This is a genomic window from Calothrix sp. CBUCES-K 9914, from assembly GCF_059640475.1.
Map to the genome: position 1 here is coordinate 21024 of NZ_JBXXZH010000065.1, position 19359 is coordinate 40382.

Annotated in this window: 13 protein-coding genes and 1 pseudogene; 7 read left to right on the top strand and 7 right to left on the bottom strand. The window is 37.5% G+C overall.

Annotated features, from left to right (window positions below):
• Positions 1 to 248 precede the first annotated feature (248 nt).
• Entirely contained in the window at positions 249 to 1496 is a 1248-nt protein-coding gene (locus AC2JBO_RS16540) for a hypothetical protein (protein ID WP_496954748.1), read from the bottom strand.
• 58 nt (positions 1497 to 1554) lie between these two features.
• Positions 1555 to 3390: an iron uptake porin gene (locus tag AC2JBO_RS16545; protein ID WP_496954749.1), complete on the bottom strand. Its 1836-nt coding sequence runs from the start codon at positions 3388 to 3390 to the stop codon at positions 1555 to 1557.
• A gap of 247 nt (positions 3391 to 3637) precedes the next feature.
• Here AC2JBO_RS16545 and AC2JBO_RS16550 point away from each other — a divergent pair, with 247 nt between their 5' ends.
• Positions 3638 to 5191, top strand: a complete 1554-nt coding sequence (locus AC2JBO_RS16550) for a serine/threonine protein kinase (RefSeq protein ID WP_496954750.1) — start codon at positions 3638 to 3640, stop codon at positions 5189 to 5191.
• A gap of 607 nt (positions 5192 to 5798) precedes the next feature.
• Positions 5799 to 7535 carry a helix-turn-helix domain-containing protein gene (locus tag AC2JBO_RS16555; protein ID WP_496954751.1) on the top strand — a complete coding sequence of 579 codons (1737 nt, stop codon included), beginning with the start codon at positions 5799 to 5801 and terminating at the stop codon, positions 7533 to 7535.
• Between the two features lie 32 nt (positions 7536 to 7567).
• Here AC2JBO_RS16555 and AC2JBO_RS16560 read toward each other — a convergent pair whose 3' ends face one another.
• The 3 genes from AC2JBO_RS16560 to AC2JBO_RS16570 form a co-directional block, all read right to left on the bottom strand.
• The gene (locus AC2JBO_RS16560; protein ID WP_496954752.1) at positions 7568 to 7885 is read right to left on the bottom strand and encodes a Nif11-like leader peptide family RiPP precursor; all 318 of its coding nucleotides are present in this window, start codon (positions 7883 to 7885) and stop codon (positions 7568 to 7570) included.
• A 111-nt stretch (positions 7886 to 7996) separates the two neighbouring features.
• A complete protein-coding gene (locus tag AC2JBO_RS16565) occupies positions 7997 to 8317 on the bottom strand; it encodes a Nif11-like leader peptide family natural product precursor (RefSeq protein WP_496954753.1) in 321 nt (106 codons plus the stop codon).
• A gap of 434 nt (positions 8318 to 8751) precedes the next feature.
• Positions 8752 to 9081: a Nif11-like leader peptide family natural product precursor gene (locus AC2JBO_RS16570; protein WP_496954754.1), complete on the bottom strand. Its 330-nt coding sequence runs from the start codon at positions 9079 to 9081 to the stop codon at positions 8752 to 8754.
• A 184-nt stretch (positions 9082 to 9265) separates the two neighbouring features.
• Between AC2JBO_RS16570 and AC2JBO_RS16575 the strand changes: the two genes are divergently transcribed.
• Positions 9266 to 12580 (top strand): type 2 lanthipeptide synthetase LanM family protein, encoded by a 3315-nt coding sequence (locus tag AC2JBO_RS16575; RefSeq protein WP_496954755.1) that lies wholly within the window; start codon positions 9266 to 9268, stop codon positions 12578 to 12580.
• Between the two features lie 332 nt (positions 12581 to 12912).
• Here AC2JBO_RS16575 and AC2JBO_RS16580 read toward each other — a convergent pair.
• Together AC2JBO_RS16580 and AC2JBO_RS16585 are read right to left on the bottom strand one after the other, a co-directional pair.
• Positions 12913 to 13083, bottom strand: a pseudogene (locus tag AC2JBO_RS16580) (heme biosynthesis protein); the annotation flags it as partial.
• A gap of 64 nt (positions 13084 to 13147) precedes the next feature.
• Positions 13148 to 13507: a class IIb bacteriocin, lactobin A/cerein 7B family gene (locus tag AC2JBO_RS16585; protein ID WP_496954756.1), complete on the bottom strand. Its 360-nt coding sequence runs from the start codon at positions 13505 to 13507 to the stop codon at positions 13148 to 13150.
• Positions 13508 to 13853: 346 nt separating this feature from the next.
• Here AC2JBO_RS16585 and AC2JBO_RS16590 point away from each other — a divergent pair, with 346 nt between their 5' ends.
• The 4 genes from AC2JBO_RS16590 to AC2JBO_RS16605 all read left to right on the top strand — a co-directional run.
• Entirely contained in the window at positions 13854 to 15329 is a 1476-nt protein-coding gene (locus tag AC2JBO_RS16590; RefSeq protein WP_496954757.1) for an MBL fold metallo-hydrolase, read from the top strand.
• A gap of 167 nt (positions 15330 to 15496) precedes the next feature.
• A complete protein-coding gene (locus AC2JBO_RS16595; RefSeq protein WP_496954758.1) occupies positions 15497 to 16660 on the top strand; it encodes a hypothetical protein in 1164 nt (387 codons plus the stop codon).
• Positions 16647 to 18410, top strand: coding sequence for a hypothetical protein (locus AC2JBO_RS16600; protein WP_496954759.1), 1764 nt, complete (start codon positions 16647 to 16649; stop codon positions 18408 to 18410). Before AC2JBO_RS16595 ends, AC2JBO_RS16600 begins: the two co-directional genes overlap by 14 nt.
• 240 nt (positions 18411 to 18650) lie before the next feature.
• A partial coding sequence (locus AC2JBO_RS16605; RefSeq protein ID WP_496954760.1) for an MBL fold metallo-hydrolase occupies positions 18651 to 19359 on the top strand: 709 nt, incomplete at its 3' end.

The window sequence follows — 19359 nt, forward strand, 5'->3', positions numbered from 1 at the left end:
AGTAATGCAATTGACTAATGGCACCGTAAGGAAGTATGAGGGCGTTATATTTAAGCCTCAAGCCTAGTATAACTGCAACATTACTGTTGACAATGTGACAAAAGTATGAATATTTGATGACTTTTGCGGGTTTACAGCTTTTATTCTCACTATCTTAATCAACTACACATGGCTTTACTCTAATTCCTGAATCGCAAATGGGAACCAATGGTTCCCATTTTTCGCGCGTTCCCAAAAAACCCAGTCAGTTAACTACCTACTAGTACACGACTGCGAGGACCAATTTTTAATTGATTTGGTTTAGGTTTAACACGGCAGTTTACACTATCGCGCGAGCATACAGCATCTATACGAACTGCACTATCCGAATTTAATGCTACACTACTCCCATTGCTAAATTCAATATTGGGTTGAGTCAAAGGTGATACCGTTGAATTCGTATTTATTGTACTACTAGCAGTATTTCCAGCAGTGCTAGTACCATTTACAGTACCATTTACAGTACCACTTACAGTACCAGTAGAAACAGTTCCTGTACCACTAGCTGTACCGCCCATTGTACTAATCTGAGAAGTCCCTCCATCAACAGGTATATTCACTGGTGTACTAATAGGAGTAGTAGTCACACCACCTGTTGTACCAGGTGTTGTACTGGGTGTTGTACCGATTGTTGTACCAGGTGTTGTACCGGGTGTTGTACCGGATGTTGTACCATTGTTCGGATTTATGGGTTGCATTCCAGATGGTACTACAATTGTTAGTCGTACCAATGGAACGTTGGTCATTTTATAGGAACTTAGAGCTGGTGTAGGTCTGACACCAGATTTCGGGTCGTAGTCTGTTTTAAAATCGAAGACCGTAGGACTATCACCACCATTTCTATCGCTGTAGCGAAGTCCTTGTCCGTTAACTTCAAAGACTCCTTGATACTGCTGTCCGGTTTTGGGGTCAGTAACAATACCTTCATAAAAAGCTTTTTGTAAACCAAGTTCGTCTTGAACAGCCGCTTGAAAATTAACTAGAAATCTTGGGTCTGGTCTACCTTGGTATTTGTAAGGTTGAAGTTTACCTCCTGAAAGTACTGGTGAAGTAATTGACCCATCAGGTGAAATAAATTGCAAACCGAGAAAGTCTACAAAAGATTTTTTGATTGAACCATCTGGATTTGTTTGAATTTGAACGAATTTAGAAGAGTATACGGGAACTAAATTTGGATTATTCTTAGTACCAATATTACGGAAGTAAGTGCCATTTGTATCTGTATCGATACGAGTCACGCGACCGTTGGTTGTTGGACCAAATGGAAATTGTAAAGTTCCGGATATCGTTCCAGTACTTTGAATTGTTAGTTGAGCTGCAGCATGTGAAGCTCCTAATCCTAGAAGTAATAGAGCTAATCCACTACTACTTAAGACAGATAATCCAAACTTGTACAAGTTTGGATTTGTTGGTATTAATTGGGAATTTAAGCTTATATGTGAGTTTGAAAGGCGCATTTATTATCTCCTAAACCGCACACTTAGTCAGTTTAATTACATTTTCATACCTAAAAAATTAAAACCGGAATGTCGCGCGTAAGGCGCCGACAATCAAAGCGTTATTATCAGCGTTATGGTTAGGGTTAAAAATTACAAATAAGCCTGGGGTTAAAGAAATATTGTCACTGAGTTGTGTACGGTAAAACATTTCTAGATGTAATGAAGTGCCATCGCGCCCTCCTTTACCACCACCTGTTTCAAAGTCGGGTACAGCAAAGTTGGGTAGGTTATAACCATCTGGCAGAGTGCTTGATGTGATTTTAGGTGGTTGTCCAAATAAAATACCGCCTAAGTTGCCGGGAGATAGAAGGTTAGGAAGCGCTGCAAATACTGCCCAATTTGTGCTTTCAACGTTCCCTTCAAGATCGACTGGCTTAGAAGTTGTCCAACCACCCCATCCACCTAAGTGCAAATTTTGATTAACACGCCATGCGACAGTGGCGCCGACAGCATGAGTATTAAAGGCTGTTTCTGGTACTAAAGGTGAAGTCAATTGTGTATCACCAATACCAGTGCGAAGATTACCGTTGGGTGAGTGGTTAAAAAGATAATGAATTCCTATATCTATATTATTGCTGGGTGCAAGTGTTAGCTGGGCGCCTGCGGTGTAGTTGCCACCAAATAGACCACCAATATTTATATCACCTGAAAAGCTGGGTATTTGGGAACTATATACACCCTGCAAACTTACCCGGTCACTAATTTGCCAGTCAAAGCCAATACCACTAGTACCACTACCAATTGCCAAAATTGGATTACGTTGAGCAAACAAAGAAATGGCGCCATCACCTGCACCTTCTAACGGGTTGATACCGCGAAAAGTATTGACTGGATTAACTCCTGCTGTACCAACGACAATTCCTAACTTGTCAGATACAGGAAATCGATATGACAACTCGTTGAGATATAAGTTTTCACCTGTATCTGATTCAAAAGCCAACCTGCCCATATTTGTGAATACGGACTCTGTAGAAGGTTTCAAGTTTCCAGCTGATAGTCCAGTTAAAAGTAAATCACGTCCAGTAAACGAAGTCGCGAGGGTGAGTTGACTATTAGCTGCTAAAGTCGTGTTTGTTTTGGCTTTGCGGGGTTGTTGTTCACCACGATACAAAAACATATCGGTTTCGTTCGTTCCCTGGATACTAAAAATAGCTTGTCCATAGAGTTTAGTCGTTGCAGAAAATTGATTTGCTTCTACTTGGGCAGCATGTTGTTCTAAATTGTCTACGCGCGCGGTAACATCTTTAAGTTCAGCTTGAAACTCACTTTGTAAACGTTGCAGTGTCACTAAATCTTCTTTCACAGCAAGGTTTTCTTTACCTGCTGCAATTAACTCGCTGACTTTATCCATACATGAACTTAATCCTGCTGCAAATTCGTAACGAGTTAGCGCGCGATTACCTTTAAAATTCCCATCTGGATATCCTGCAATACAACCGTACCGTTCCACTAAAGATTGCAAAGCTGTAAAAGCCCAATCCGAAGGTTGCACATCATTCAATTGCGATACAGATGTAACTTGCGACATACTCGAAGTTGGTTCTGCATCGAGAGTAGAGACGCGATTAATCGCGTCTCTACGGAGTGGTTTACCCTTCTCCCTAATCTTATTAAGTATGTTTTTTTGCTGTATAGTTAGCTCCGAAGCTGTTTGCTCAGAACTTTCTTCTAGAAAGCTGAATTCGGGTGGAGCAATTGTATCTGAGGAAGAAATTTGCTTATCGTTTTCTTGGTTTTGTTGTTCAGCTTCTTTGTTAGCGTTTTGCTGAGTTACTGGTTCCTCTTGTAACGCTGGTAATGATGGTTGTCCTGTCGTTAATATGCCCGCCATCAGCAGACTGATATCGCTCATTATATTCCTGTTTACTATAATCAACAATCAACTTAACAATCGAAGTCAGTTATACACAGGAATTTTTAAGTATTATTGCGTTATATAAATTACTAATATATGGTATAATAAGTAATATTACGTATATAATTGGAACAATTATCATTTTTTGACTGAGAGAGGAGGCGCCAGGGAAAAACATTTAATGTTACTCGTTTGGTAAATTTTGTATGCTAGTTAATAACAAAGGCAGCAAAAGCAACAACACATGAACGCTGGAAATTTAATCAACAATCGCTATCTCATTGAGAGACTTCTTGGGCAGGGTGGCTTTGGGCGAACGTATCTAGTATATGATACCCAACGTTTCGGTGAAAGTTGTGTTTTGAAGGAGTTTGTACCTGCGAACACAGGAGAAGAAGTTCTTCATAAATCGCGCGAATTATTTGAGCGAGAAGCAAGAATTTTATATAATATAGACCATCCGCAAATTCCGAAGTTTATTGCTTGGTTTACAGATAAACAAAAGTTGTTTATTGTACAAGAATATATTGAGGGTGAAACTTATTCTCAAGTTTTGCGAGAGCGCCTTTCTCAAACAGGCGAGCCATTTTCTGAAGCTGAGGTAATTCAGTGGTTGTGGGATATGTTACCAGTTTTAGACTATATCCACAAGCGTAATTTAATACATCGAGATATTTCTTTAGACAATGTGATGCTTCCAGCAAATCAATCGAAACCAGTACTGATTGATTTTGGCTTGGTTAAAGAAAAAATAAGCCAGATTTGGTCTGTGAATCAGACTGGACTGAGTTCCTTTGGTTCTATTGTTGGTAAATTTGGCTATGCTCCTTTAGAGCAAATTCGTAGAGGTGTGTGTTATCCTTGTAGTGATATTTACACATTAGGTGTTTGTGCTGTTGTGCTTTTAACAGGGAAAACACCAGATATATTGTTGAACAAAAATTTAGATTGGCAATGGCATTCTTTCGTTAAAGCAAGTGATAATTTAATTCGTATACTTGATAAAATGCTTGCTGAAAAACCAAGTGATCGCTATCAGTCTGTGAGTGAAATAATAAATGTATTAGAACTACCAACTTTTCCTGAAGAAGTAACTGCTATTCACTCAACGAAAAAAATAGAAATTAATATTGACCAAGCCAAGAGAGAACTTGAAGTCGCTGAAATTCTAGAATCAGATGAATTTCAACTGTTACAGGAGCGAGTTAATAAGTTAAAGAATCAGACTGAAACATCTACAAATACTCCTTCAAATGTACAAAATTCTATCAATATAGCTGTTAGTCAAAAACTTCCTAATTTTTCTACCTCATCTGAGGGTACTTTCTTTCAAAAACCAATATCTCAGCCACTTAACCCGGAATTTATAAATTATTGTCAGCAGGAACTAAATAGTTTAATTGGCCCTTTTGCTAATTTTGTAGTGAAAGATATTTTGGCTGAAAACCCGAGTATAACGCGCGAAGAATTTGTTGAAGCTCTAGCTGCGGCAATTTCTGATTCCAAAAACGCAGAAGATTTTAAAAAGCGTATCGAGACAGTTGGAAAATCTCAGACTAAGAATCAGAATAATGGTCAAACACAAAGAAATGCTGCTCTTTTGAATACAGAATTTATTGAGCATTGTCGCCATGAATTATTGCTTTGTCTTGGACCTATAGCTAATTTTGTTCTTGATGATATACTGACGGACTCTCCAGGGATTAGTGTTGAGCAGCTTGTAGAAGCTTTGATAACGGCAATTGGTGAACCGAAGCAAATAGAAAAGTTTAAAAAACGGCTACAGCTTCCCAAATAATAATTTAATTTATGAGTTGAATTTATGAGTTGAATCGATTACATATAATCTGAAGTTATTTAGTATGTATCTCACTGCGACAAAAAACCATTACTTTTTCATGCTAAAGATATTACTTTTTCTGCCATTATCTAATGCACGATATACGTAAATTATGTGAAACTACCATTATTAGGATATTGGAACAGTAGTATTCACTACTCAACCCAAAGTCTAATCTCCCCTGGTCTTGATAATACAGAAGAGCGAATCGGGGTTGATAGCCCCTCGTTTTCTACAAATTGGTGGTAGAGACGCGGTCTGCAATGACGCATTCATTACGGCAAGTAAATCGTTGTAGTGAGGGGTGATACCCCGTTTGGGATCAGCAGTATCTTTGAGAAGCAGGGAAAAGAGCGTTTTTAAACTCCTTCCACGCGGGAGTTTAGGGGAATTTCAGGAGGTTAAGCATCCTTTTATAATCTTAAATTCAAACGCGCGTGCATAAATTAGCAAAGTGCAACCCAATTATAGTTTAGACCTTTATAGGAGGCTTGGGCTATTTTTTACCCAGCACCCACCATTTACAAATATTTCAATCAAGTAAATACCAGAGGTAGGGGATTCTATGAATGCGGAAGAAGTACTTAAATTTACTGATGCCTTAGTTTTCGCCAAGGTTGGCGTACATTTAAACGACTTGCAGAGACTTCTAATTGAATCTGCTTGGTCTGGTTCGCGTCAGTGTTACGAACAGATTGCTAAAGCTAGTGGTTATTCACCAAATTACCTGAAGCAAGATGCAGGTCCAAAATTATGGCAGCTACTTTCTGGTGTTTTTGGGGAAAAAGTCAAAAAGAATACTTTTAAAGCTGCGGTTGAAAGACAAGCTGGGCTTGTGTATTGCTTCGCTTCTTCTGGTTCTGGCCTAGCGTTTACTAACACTACAGAAGACAAAGAGGTTTCAACACAACCAACGCTTGCGAGTTTACCAAATCTAACTGTATTACCGCCAAGTATTCATCAACACTCTGTAACTAATCAGTACCATGATTGGTGCGAAGCTCCTGACATCTCTATATTTTATGGACGTAACAAGGAGCAAGCGATTCTTGAAGAATGGATAAAAACCGATAACTGTCGAATTGTCGGGATTCTCGGAATGGGGGGAATTGGAAAAACCTATTTATCTGTAAAGTTAGCTGAAGGGATGCAGAATCAATTTGATTTCCTCATTTGGCGTTCCCTAGAAAATGAGCTTTCCTTAGAAAATTTGTTAAATAGCTTACTGCAATCTTTTGGTAAACAAGAGGAAGTCATACCTGAAAGCGTAGATATCAAAATTTCTCTTTTACTTGATTGCTTACGTAAGTATCGTTGTTTGTTGATATTGGATAATCTCGAAACAATTCTCTGTAACGGAGAAAATATTGGTTGCTACAAATTAGGTTTTGAAGGTTATGCTAACTTCTTCAAACGTTTAGGAGAATGCCGTCATCGTAGTTGCTTGATAATAACTAGTCGCGAAAAACCGAAAGAAGTTGCTTTAATGGAAGGGGAAAGCTTACCAGTGCGCTGTATGCATTTGAGAGGTTTAAGTGCTTCAGCAGGACAACAGCTACTGCAACTTAAAGGTTGCTATTGTCCTAGTGAGCGTGAATATAAATATCTAGTGGAGCAATATTCAGGGAATCCTTTAGCGCTTAAAATAGCAGCGGTCGCAATTAAAGAATTATTTCAAGGAGAGACAAGAGAATTTATTCACCATAAGACCTTAGTACTTGATGAAATTAGCAACCTTTTAGAACAGCAGTTTAACAGATTACCTAATTTAGCAAAAGCAATTTTATACTGGTTAGCAATTCATCGCGAACCAGTCTCTATAGCTGAATTATTATCAGAGATTTATCCCCCAGTTGCACAACAAAAAGTAATGGAGATACTGAAATATTTAATTCAATCTTCGTTGGTAGAGAATAAAGAGAATAAATTTACATTAAAACGAATTCTCATGGATTATATCACAAATTTATTAATTGAAGAAGTTTGTGAAGAAATTGTCACAGGCAAAATCGATTTACTTAACAGCCATGCTTTGCTGAAAATTGAAATTCAAGGTTCGATGAGGAAAACTCAGATTAACTTCATTGTTAAACCAGTAATAGAGAAGCTAGTTGCTATCTTTAAAAATCAAAGTGATTTAGGAATCCATCTGAAAAATATTCACTCAAAAATTGAGGAATATCATGAGGATGAATCTGGATATGCGGCTGAAAATATTTTCAATTTGATTTGTCAAATTCCCAACAATTTAATTGGGTATTCACTGTACACTTACAAATTTTTACAACCACAAAAGACCTAGTACAGATGCCGTATATCGCGTCTCTACAACTTTTACCAAGCCCTGTGTCCTCGTAAAATATTACCAATTAACTGTCCAGGTGTTGGCCAATTGTGTAACCCACCTGCAACAGATTCCAATTCCTCATCGCTTAGTGGTTCATTATTTTGGCTATATTTAAATCTGTTTTGAAGGGTTTCAACTTGTTGCCAAAGTTCATCAGCTGTAAAATCAAAGCCATATTTCGCAGCTAACTCAGTTACTGCTAATCGGTCATTTTCATTAAAATCCATGACTTTAATTAATTCTTGCTGAAGTTTTTCGTCTTGGCTGACTTTTTGCAGAAACTGATTTACTGCTTCTATACTCATGGGCTAAATATTGTTATAGCAGTTTGAATGCAAGAGCGATGATAATGGCTCAAATTTATCATCGCTCTGGACTACCTAATTTGATTTTTGGTACTCAGAAAATTTTGCTATTTACCACTTTTGTTGCTTCGCAATAAAACCAGTAACAGCACCTGTAACACCTATAACTGCTGGACTAGTACCACCTGCAACAGTTTCTAACTCGTCTTCGTTAAGCTCTCCACTATTTTGCTTAGTCTCAAATTCGCTTTGGCGATTTTGAATTTCTTGCCAAAGCTCATCTGGCGAAAATTGGTATCCATGTTTTGCCGCTAATGCTGTTGCTGCTTCTTTTCCCTCTTGCTCAGATTGTAAAGCTTGTGCTAACTCTTGTTGAAGTATTTCATCTTCGCTAACTTTTTGCAAGAATTGGTTTACTGATTGTGAACTCATGATTAGAACCTCTTAATTTTTGTTGTATAATCAACTGTTTTGAAAATACTGAATTTTTTTGGATAAATCCATTAATAAAAACTCATTTTTACTCAGTAAATACTCAGCTATTAGTGATTTTGAGTATATTTAAATTGATTTTGAAGTTTCTCAACATTTTGCCAAAGCTGATAGACTGTAAAATCAAAGCTATATTTTGTAGCTAACTTAGTTACTGGGACTCGGTCGTTTTTATTAAAACCTATGACTTGAATTAATTATTACTGAAGTTTTTTGCCTTGGCTGACTTTTTGCAAAAACTGATTTACTGCGTTTTATACTCATGGGCAAAATATTTTGATAGGAGTTTGAATGCAAGAGCGATGATAAATTTAAGCCATTATCATCGCTCTGGACTAGCTAATTTGATTTTTGGTATTCAGAAAATTTGCTATTTACCATTTACTTCTACCCGCAAGACCACCACCAATAGCGCCTGCAGCACCTATACCTGCTGCAATAAGTGGGCTAGTACCACCTGCAACAGATTCTAACTCTTCTTCGTTAAGTTCTCCACTGCTTTGCTTAGTCTCGAATTCGCTTTGACGATTTTGAATTTCTTGCCAAAGCTCATCTGGCGAAAATTGGTATCCATGTTTTGCTGCTAATTCTGTTGCTGCTACTTTTCCTTCTTCATCTGATTGTAAAGTTTGTGCTAACTCTTGTTGAAGTTTTTCGTCTTCACTAACTTTTTGTAAGAATTGATTTACTGCTTGAACACTCATGTTTAAAACCTCTAAATTTGTCATGTGGAATCAACTGTTTTCAATATACTAAGTCATTGTAGATAAATCCATTAATAAAAACTCAGTTTTACTCAGTAAATACTCAGCTATTAGTGATTTTACTAGAATAATGTGCTGAGATATTTACTATAAAGTATTAGTATCAAACTGGATTTCTCTACATATGTCTTCTATTTTGGCTATAACAAAGGACTTAGCATTAATTGCCGCCAAAGCTACTACCCTAGCTGAACGTCTAAATAATTCTTTGCTGACCAATTCTATTTCCAACGATGATCCACAAGTTCAAACTCGCTTGGAGCAATGGTGTCAAGTTGTGGCTAAGGGTAATTCTGCAAAATTTCACGAACGTCTAGCTTGGGATGGGTTAGACGTAAAAACTCTTATGCCTATATTGACTGATGTTGTCTTGGTGGATGACCAATTTCTACCCTCTTGGGTAAATACATTAGAACAAATACTCCAAACTAGCCAAAAAATTTCACACAAACAACTTTTTTCTCAAGAGCGTTACCTCAGCTCTGAAAATCCTGTTCCTTTTGAGCATTTTTATGTAAGTTGTATACAAACAGCTCGCCAAAAGCTTTGTGCAATAGTCGGTTCTAAAAGCCAATTGTTGAGCGAAACCGCACTTATCACCTTAGAACGTAGTCTTTTAGAGCGTCTTGCGAATATTTGTACGCCCACCTTGTTTAAGGAATTTTCTGATTTTCGCTCACCGTTCAATCCTTTAAAGGTATTTCTATTGCTTCCCATTCAATGGCGTAACAGCCAAGATAAGTACCGCGCGTTTATTTTGAAGTTATATGAAGATGGCTTACTCTCATTTTTTCAAGAATATAGTGTCTTAGCCAGACTGGTTTCGACTGTAGTAGATTTTTGGGTAGAAACAACTGCTGAGTTTATTGATAGGTTAGCAACAGACTGGTATGATATTGAGCAGCGCTTTAATAGGAATGCACCCTTAAAGCAAGTTGAGGATATTAAAGCAAGCCTATCGGACACTCATAATCAGGGAAGGTCGGTCATTGCTTTGAAATTTGACACGGGGTTGAAATTAGTATACAAGCCAAAAGAGCTTGCTTTAGATTTTGCTTTTTATAACTTTCTTTCTTGGTATAACCAGCACAGCACTCAACCTACTGCGAAGGTTGGCGAGGAAATTGATAAAAATGATCTAAATGATAAATTAACCTTCAAGATTATTCAAGTCCTCAACCGTTCCACTCACGGTTGGGTGGAATTTGTGGAGCATCAATCGTGTGAAGATGAAGCAGCAGTTAAACGCTTTTACAAACGGTCAGGGATGTTAATCTGTTTAGTTTATGTTTTAGGAGGAACAGATTGTCACTATGAGAACCTAATTGCTAGTGGAGAACACTTAGTTTTGGTGGATTTAGAAACGCTATTAAATCATCACGTATACACACTGGATTTATTACAAAAAGACGCTTCTGGGTTAACGGAAAAACTAATAGCACAATCTGTTTTATCAACCGCGATGCTACCGCAGAAGGGTTTGTTTTTAAACGATAACTACAATGTAGACATCACAGGTTTGGGGGGAGTTGGGGAGCAATCTTTGTCTGTTCAGAAATTGGACAATATTAATACAGATGCAATGGACTTAGGCTATGAGAAAGTAAGTGTTAAGCAAACTAACGGAGCAACCCTTAACGGAATTTCTCTTTCCCCCAAAGATTATTTACAAGATATTGTGGAGGGATTTGAGCAAATGTATTATTTCTTCATTTCTCATCGGGAGCCTCTTTTAGCTGCGGACTCTCCCCTAATAAGCTTTGCTAATCAAAAAGTTCGGCATGTATTTCGTAACACAAATACCTATGCTCTTATTTTGCAACACTCTTGCGCTCCGCATTTGTTGCGTCACGGTATTGACCGTAGTATAGGTCTTGATGTTTTAAGTAGAGCGTATTTAACAACTGAAGAGAAACCTGTCTTTTGGCAGATGCTATCGGAAGAGTTGCAGGCGATGGAACAGTTAGATATTCCCCTATTAGTTGCAAACTCTTCGAGCGACAGTTTGGCTCTATCTACAGGAGTAGTATCAAAAGTTTTTATTGAACCCAGCTTCAACCTGGTAATAAAACGGATTCAAAATTTAAGTGTAGCCGACTTAACTCAGCAAGTAGATATAATTCTTGGTTGTTTTTATTCACGTTTTGTCGAAGAACCAAAGGCTGTTGTATTTCCTCAGATGAGTAGCTCTACAAAGACACAATTAAGCTTAGATGCAGAGTTGTTGGTGCAAAAAGCAATTAGTATCGCTGAAGAACTACAACAACGCGCGATATATCATGCTAATGACGGTGCTGCATGGCTAGGTACAGTATACAACCTGAATACCCAAAGCTTTAAGTTTTCAGAAGTAAGCTATAGTCTATATGAAGGTGCATCTGGCATTGCCTTATTTTTGGCTGCTTTAGCAAAAATTACAGGCGAAGAGCAATGGCGTAAGTTAGCTTTAAGTGCCTTACAGCCTTTGCGTGATACCCTTCTAAATTCTAGTCCTGAAGATACAACAAGGCTAATTGGAAAGTTAGGAATAAGTGGTAGTAAAGGTTTGAGTTCTATTGTCTATTCTTTAGTACGCATCAGTCAATTACTAGAACCAACGCTTTTACAAGATGCTCAAAAAATTGCTTCTTTTATTACCCCAGAGTTAATTGCAACTGATAACCGCTTTGATGTTATAGGAGGAAGTGCAGGTGTTTTACTTAGTCTTTTAGCGCTATATGATTGTGATACAACAAATAAACAGCAGGCACCAGCACCCTTAGAGTTAGCAATTGCTTGCGGCAAACATCTCCTCAAAAATCGAATTAGTATAAACGATAACCCTAGAGCTTGGAAAACCTGGGAAGGCAAACAGCTTACTGGGTTCTCTCAAGGCGCCGCAGGAATAGCCTATGCATTATTACGGTTATTTAATGTCAGCCAAGACACTCGATTTTTAGATGCTGCAATCGAAGCGATTTCTTACGAACAAAGCGTTTTTTGTACGAACGCTCAAAATTGGTTGGATATAAGGTCAGAAGAACCGATATCTAGAGTAACTTGGGCACATGGTGCCGCAGGTATTGGGTTAGGGCGTTTAGGAGGTTTATCAGTTTTGGATACCCCAGAGATTCATCAACAAATTGCTATTGCTTTGGAAACTACTCAAAAATTCTTAATTTCAGATGTAGATAATCTCTGTTGGGGTAATTTAGGTCGAGTTGAAACGTTGCTAGTAGCAACTCGTAAGTTAGAGCGTCCAGAATTATTAACAGTTGTGCATCAAGCTGTTAGTAAAGTAATTAGCCAAGCCCAAACTCAGGGTACGTTTAACCTATTTCCTAATTTACCTCCTAAAGTTTATAACCCCGGCTTTTTCCACGGTACTGCTGGTATTGGCTATCAATTACTGCGGATTGCTTATCCTGATGTTTTGCCTTCAGTTTTATTATGGGAGTAATACCAATACTACTTGGTTAAGAACTAAAATCCCCCCTAGCCCCCTTAATAAGGGCTACGGTGTACACACATCTTTAAATAAACTGCCTTTTTCCCTATGCAGTGCCCTTTGTGTCTACCCTGCGGGAAATCCTTCGGATTATGTGGTTTATCTCTTTATGGAACCACAAAGGCACAAAGGACACTAAGAAAGATAAGAAAGATAAGAAAAAGAGACTTGTGTGTACACGGTAGCTTAATAAGGGGGGAAAAAGAGGGTTTAAAGCCCCCCTTATCAAGGCTACCGTGTACACATAACTTTTTGGCATCGGGAGCAGGGAGGTATTGGATGCCTTCTGTAATCCCAACTTCTGACAACTGAGACACTAGGTTAAGCGCTTCTTGGGTTGAAAGTTCATTTACGCGAGCATGACCCGCGCGAGAACCACAATGGCTACAAGCTAGATTGCATTTGAGCGTCAATTCCCAAACTGCGTGGCTTATTCGATGATATTGATTGGACATAACTTGAAAGTGGGGAAGTAGGAATAAAGAGTATCAATGACGCTTACCTCAACACACATTAGACTTACCATTTTTGACCACCCCCAACCTTAGTCCAAGGAGATACCCCATAAGCAGCTGTTGCGGTTAATATTGCTGGAATTACACCACCAGCGACAGCATCTAATTCCTCCTCATCAAGTTCATCGCTAGTTTCTGGCTTTGTTGGTAGCACTATGTATAGAGTATTTGGCGGTTCCTGAATAATCTCTACATTTATACCTTCTGGTAGCTTTTCACCCAGTTCTTGTTCCAATATTGCCTTGGGGTTACTTAGTAGCTGCTGCCTAAATGCTTCATCTGTCCAAGCTTTGGCAACTAACTGAACTTCAAAATCTTTGCGAGTCATTTCAGAGTTATTTTCTTGAGGATTTTGTCCAGCCATTCTTTTTACCTCTCTATTTGTGTTCCTATCTGCAAAAAAGTAATTAAATATTGCAGTATGCTTATGCTAACTTTTTTAAAGAGTTAAATACCTACGCAAATCTAGATTCCTGAATAAATACTGAACAAAACTGAGTTTTTATCAATGGACTATTTTGATTAAGAAAACTATCCTGAAGTTATTAGTACTGTTATGTTAATCAAAAAGCGCTCATTGCTATGAATCTTCTAATTAGCTCCTTGTAAATCACCACACGTTACCATTGACCCGGAGAATATTTAACCTGTGTCTGCGGGTCATTTTTAAAATTGAGAATGAGAAAATTTAACTAGGGAAAATAACGACTATGAATAGTACAATTGCCTTTGTCCCCGGAGCGCAAATAAAACCTGTAAGTGCTGCTGACAATATATGCCTTGTAATTCAACCCTTCATCGAAGAAATTATTAAATCGTTTTTAGAAACAAACGATTTCGGTAAGGCAATTATGCAAGCAGCTAAAAAACATGAAAAAATCGCTGAAAAATTCTTTGATGTTGAAACAAATAAAGGTCAGGAAAGTTTTTCATTAAAAAATCAATTTCTTCTCTTAAATAAAAACCCTCTTTTAGCATTAACTTATACAAACGCTCGAATTCCAAGTTTCTTAGGTCAAATTGGTACAGAATTAATTGAAGATAATGCGATTTTACCACAAATTCAATATCTGCTTTATCTTTGTGGTAGCTCGAACTTTACATACGAGCAAATTTGTCAAAAGGTAAGCGAACCAATGGTACAACTCTTAGACAAATTTATCAAATTTAATGTTGTCAAAGAGCTACCATGTCACAATAGAAGTAAAATTCCGCAAATACCAGGAATTTTTCGTCTTCAACATGCGGCGTTACTATATAGAAGCCAGACTACAGGAATTCTTGTAGACCCTCAATTACATTCTAATTATGGCATCCCTAGTTTAAAAAATGATATAACTCGTGCTAACTTAGAAGGAAGCGTAGATGCAATTTTAATTTCCCATGCTCACTACGACCATTGGCATTATCCTACATTAATGATGTTTCCTCCCGAAATTCCTATAATTGTTCCCAAAGTTCTTAGAGGAACAATTATGTGTGAAGATATGGAAGCTAAACTAAAAAGTTTGGGTTTTAAAAATGTAATTGCTGTTGATTGGTATGCAGCACCAATTATTGTTGGAGATATTGAAATTAATGTTTTGCCTTTTTACGGCGAACAACCTTTAATCCCAGAATATAACGAACCGATACATCCTGATTTACGAAATTGGGGTAATACTTATTTATTACGTACACCCTATTACACGTCTTGGTTCTTAATTGACTCTGGTACAGACCCAATGGGTTCAATGATTGAAGTAGCAGAATATGTTAAACAGAAGTTTGGCACTGTAGACTATGTTCTGAGCAATTTCCAACCTTTATCTTTTAATTCTATTAGTACAGATATAGAAGTTTGGGGTGTGGATATTGCCGCAAACCTACTTAGTAATCCCAAAATATTTTCAGTCACAGATAAAACAGAAGGAGGGCATTTAGCTACTCTGGGTCCAAAAGGAGTAGCAGAAATTTGTGCCATTGTCGGAGCAAAGTCTTGCTTATCTTACGCTGATGAATGGGCAGGTATAGGGGAACCAAGCGAACATGACGAGGTACTTATTAAAGAAGTTAAAAACGAATTAAAGAATTTAGGGTCTTCAACAAATGTGATTCCTTGGAAAATTGGTGATGGTTATTTAATAAATGACGCTACTACGCCAAAAGAGTTCCTATTAAATGTATTTGTGAATAATAAAAATTAATTCACGCACTTATTGTAGCTCTCACTGATATCTTGCACCACTTCCTCGCAAGCGAAAATTACAGCTGAAAAAGCTTATGATTTCGTAGTAGGTGGGCAGTGCCCACCTTACTATTACTGAGAAGGTACATTCTTGTCAGCTTCACTCATGTTATGCATTAAACTCTTATGAAAACCTTAACACAGAATTGTTTGAAAGAAAATTCTCTCGTTGAATATCTAAGCAACATCAAACCAAATGTTTCTCCTAAGCTCATTTCTCCAGAAACATGGTCAAATATAGACACTGTAGCCAAGGTATTACCCCAAGCTATTACTTCTTTCTTTGGTTTTGAGTGTCACTTAGGAACTAACAAACCGAATGCTGACTTTTTAATTTGTGCTGATGCAACTGAAGCTGGGCGCCAAATTTTAGCTAGTGATAATAATTATTTGATAAATTTACCAGATTCGCTCATCAAACAACCTGTTTGGAGTAATATTAGAGAATTTTCTCATCATTGGAGTAAAGAAAATTCTCCTTTGTATGAAAAGATACGTAATATCTGGCTAGAGTTTGATATTGATGAGTCTTTAAGTAGTGTCCCTGTCCCAAGTTGCTTTTTTGGTCCAGAGAATATTTATTCGGCTCAATCTGATAATTTCGATTCTTATGAGTGGGTTACTCAATCAGCTTTAAAGCTTTTACTAGGCAAAACTATTTCATCAAGCGTAGAGAAGCAACTATTTAATTGCTTTGATTTGTTACCGAAAGAAGCATACGTATTTCAAGTTGGCGTAATGCTAGCAAGAAAATCGGAGCTAGTAAGAATTTGTATTCGCAATATTTCCCCAGAAAATATTTTAGATTACCTCTCTCAGATAAATTGGTCTGGTAATGTTAATGAACTCAAAAATATTCTAAATGACTTATCTCCTTTAGTAGATAGAATTGACTTGGATATTGATATCGGTGAGGTTGTTTACCCGAAAATTGGTCTCGAATGTTATTTAATTAAACAACCTAAATTGGAACCACGTTGGAATTTATTTTTAGACTATCTACTAAAAAATGGATTGTGCGTTCACGAAAAGCAGGATGCGTTGCTAGCTTATCCTGGGTATATTCGAGAAAAATCACATCCGGAATTATTACCCAGCAGTTTACTCAAAATATCAAAATTCTTAGGGTCAGAATACGAAAGAGTCTTTTTCCGAGGATTACACCATATTAAAGTAGTTTACCAACCACAAAAATATTTAGAAGCAAAAGCCTATCTTTCGGTTAGCCATACTTTAACAAGTCCCCAATTTATCACTCAGTGGAGAGAGCTTCAAAATGCTAGTGTCTGAAATTTTACGCACGCTTCCCGATGTCTTAGAATGGATGGTAATGTTTAATTTATCTGCTATTAGCGAGCTAGCTGATGATATAACAATTAGAAAAATGTACCATTTGCCTGAAGGGATAGATTTACAACCCTACAGTCATGCAGTGCTAACGAGTCATGGTAGATTTTTAGCATTAAAAAACGACTCTAAGCTTGTTGAACCATTTTCGCAAACAACTTTATCGCGCGAACAAATAAAAACTTCGCTCTATGAAAGATTTTCAAATGAGCTAGAAATTTTCCCTGTAGATGAAGCTGATTGTCTTGGTTTGGGAGAGCAGTCTCCTTATTCTCCCGTTGTACTTCACTTGCAAATTAAATCTGGATATGGTGAAGCACAAGCAATCTTTGAACATGAACCGACAAAAGAGCATTATGAATTATTGCGAGCAGTGGGAGTTAAATTTTTAGGTGGAGAAGCAAAAAACTCTTACTACTTAGCTAAGTTCCAAAATCGCTTACCCGTTCATATTCACGCAGGAATTCTTTCTCATTTTAGCCGTACAGCACATTGCAATGTATTTTTCTTACAGCACGGTTATATTGACCCTAATTTAGAAGCTGGTTTAATTCAAGCATCGCAAGATAGAGTTAGCTTTGGTAAAAATCGCAGCCTCAAAGCTTTAGCAAAACTAGCACAAGCAGCTTGCGAAAAGCCAATGTCGATGACTTGTCAACCTCCTTTACCTAGTAACCCCTTTGACTATGGAGATTTGGTTCCCCTAGGCTTTGTTTTGAAAGCATTAAACAAAACAGAAGTTGTAGAAGCTAGTCAAACATTAAGCGAATTTTTATTGAGTAAGTGTGAAGGAAATCTTTGGGCTTTTGATACAAACAGGTTAATTACTTCTACCGACTCAGCATTAGTGCTACAAGGGTTTAAAAATCCCCAAGCAGTAGAAGACTTGGAAATTTTTGCTGATGGAAAAGGTGGTTACTATCCTCAACTTTGGGATGATGGCGAACAACCAGGAAAAATGGTTTTTGATGAAAGTGTTCGCCACTGGTGTCAGTCTGATTATGCTACCACCTGTTTGATTAAGACGCTACGGCAAGAAGCAGGACTTGAAGCAAAAACTTCAACGCAATATTTAGCTGATGCTTTTGAATATCGCAGTGGTTTGTATTTCGCCAATCCCTACCTAGTTGATTGGGTTTTAGCTTGTGCAATTAGTAAAGATGAATCAGCAGAACAATTGCGGCAAACACTTTTGGCGGAAATACTTGCTAGTATAAACGATGATTACTCCTTTGGTGTTTATGATGTCCCAATGTCCACAGCCTTAGCAATTTTGAGTATGGCTGCCCTTGGATTTAGAGGTCGGACAATGCGAGTGGCGCAATTGCGACTGTTAGAATTTATGGATGCTGATGGATTGTTTACTGCTGCAATACCTTTTTATTCTACCTTACGCATTGACCCAGAGGCGCCTCCTCAAGCTTTATTAAATTTATTAGCACTGAATGCTTTTGCTGCAAACAGACAACAACAAATTAGACAAATACACGGTCAACATCATAGCATTTCTCTATATATTGACTGCCATAAAATGATTACAACAGCATTAGCGGCTTTAGCGCTATCCGAAGAATGTTCGCCAACTCAACAAGATTTAGATTTAAGCAAATACCAACAAGAAATTCATCCTCGCTATAAATGCAAAAATCATTCTGAATATATCACTAAGTACGCACTTCCTCGTTATATTTGATTTTTAACGTCATGTGGAAAAATTAACCTAAAACTTAACCCCCTTCCCTTCAAGGGAAGGGGGAGTATATTTACTCCCCTCATGTAGCTATTGATTCTGTATTTAGAGGAAATCAGGTGACAGAATTTTTTGAAAGGACTTATAACGCAAAGGATAGGTTTGGAAAAGTTGTTTATAAGTATGAATAGCGTGCGTGCTATTTCTCACCCATAGAATTTATCTAAAAAGAGGTAATTAATTATGAAGATTCACATGATTGGACATGCTTCTATTTTTGTGGAAACAGAGGATTGTAAAATTCTCATGGATCCAGTTCTTCAAGACCCTTTTTGCGAAGGATTAAATGAATCTTGCCCAAAGCGAGAGGTATTTACTAGCAAAATTCCTGAATATGATTTTCTTGTTATATCCCACAAACATTTAGACCATTTTGATGTTCGCTCTCTAGCTTCTCTTCCTAAAAAAGTTGATGTGCTTATTCCTAAAGATAGCTTAATAGAAGATTGTTTGCGAAAATTAGGATATTCTCGCATCTATCCATTTAGTGATTTTAGTAAAATTAAAGTGGGTTCAACAACATTAATGACAACGCGCTCTGAAATACGTGTACCTGAATTTGGTATGGTGTTTGCTGATACATCAGGTGTATTTTGGAACGCTGTAGATACTTTATTTTCTCCAGAAACAACTAAAGTTGTCCGCAAATCTTATCCCATTATTGACTTTTTGTTAACTCCTTGGAATGTGAGTATGGAAGGAAAATATCAAACAAATAAGAGCTTATCTTTTCCATTCTCTCTCTACGGCTATTTATTTAATTTAATTAGAGCAGTTGACGCAAAAGCTATAGCACCGGGAGCGCAAGGTTGGAAGTACATAAAAGAATCTGCTTGGCAAAATCAGCTAGTTTTTCCAGTAACCAGAGAAAGATTTTGTCACGATATCAAAA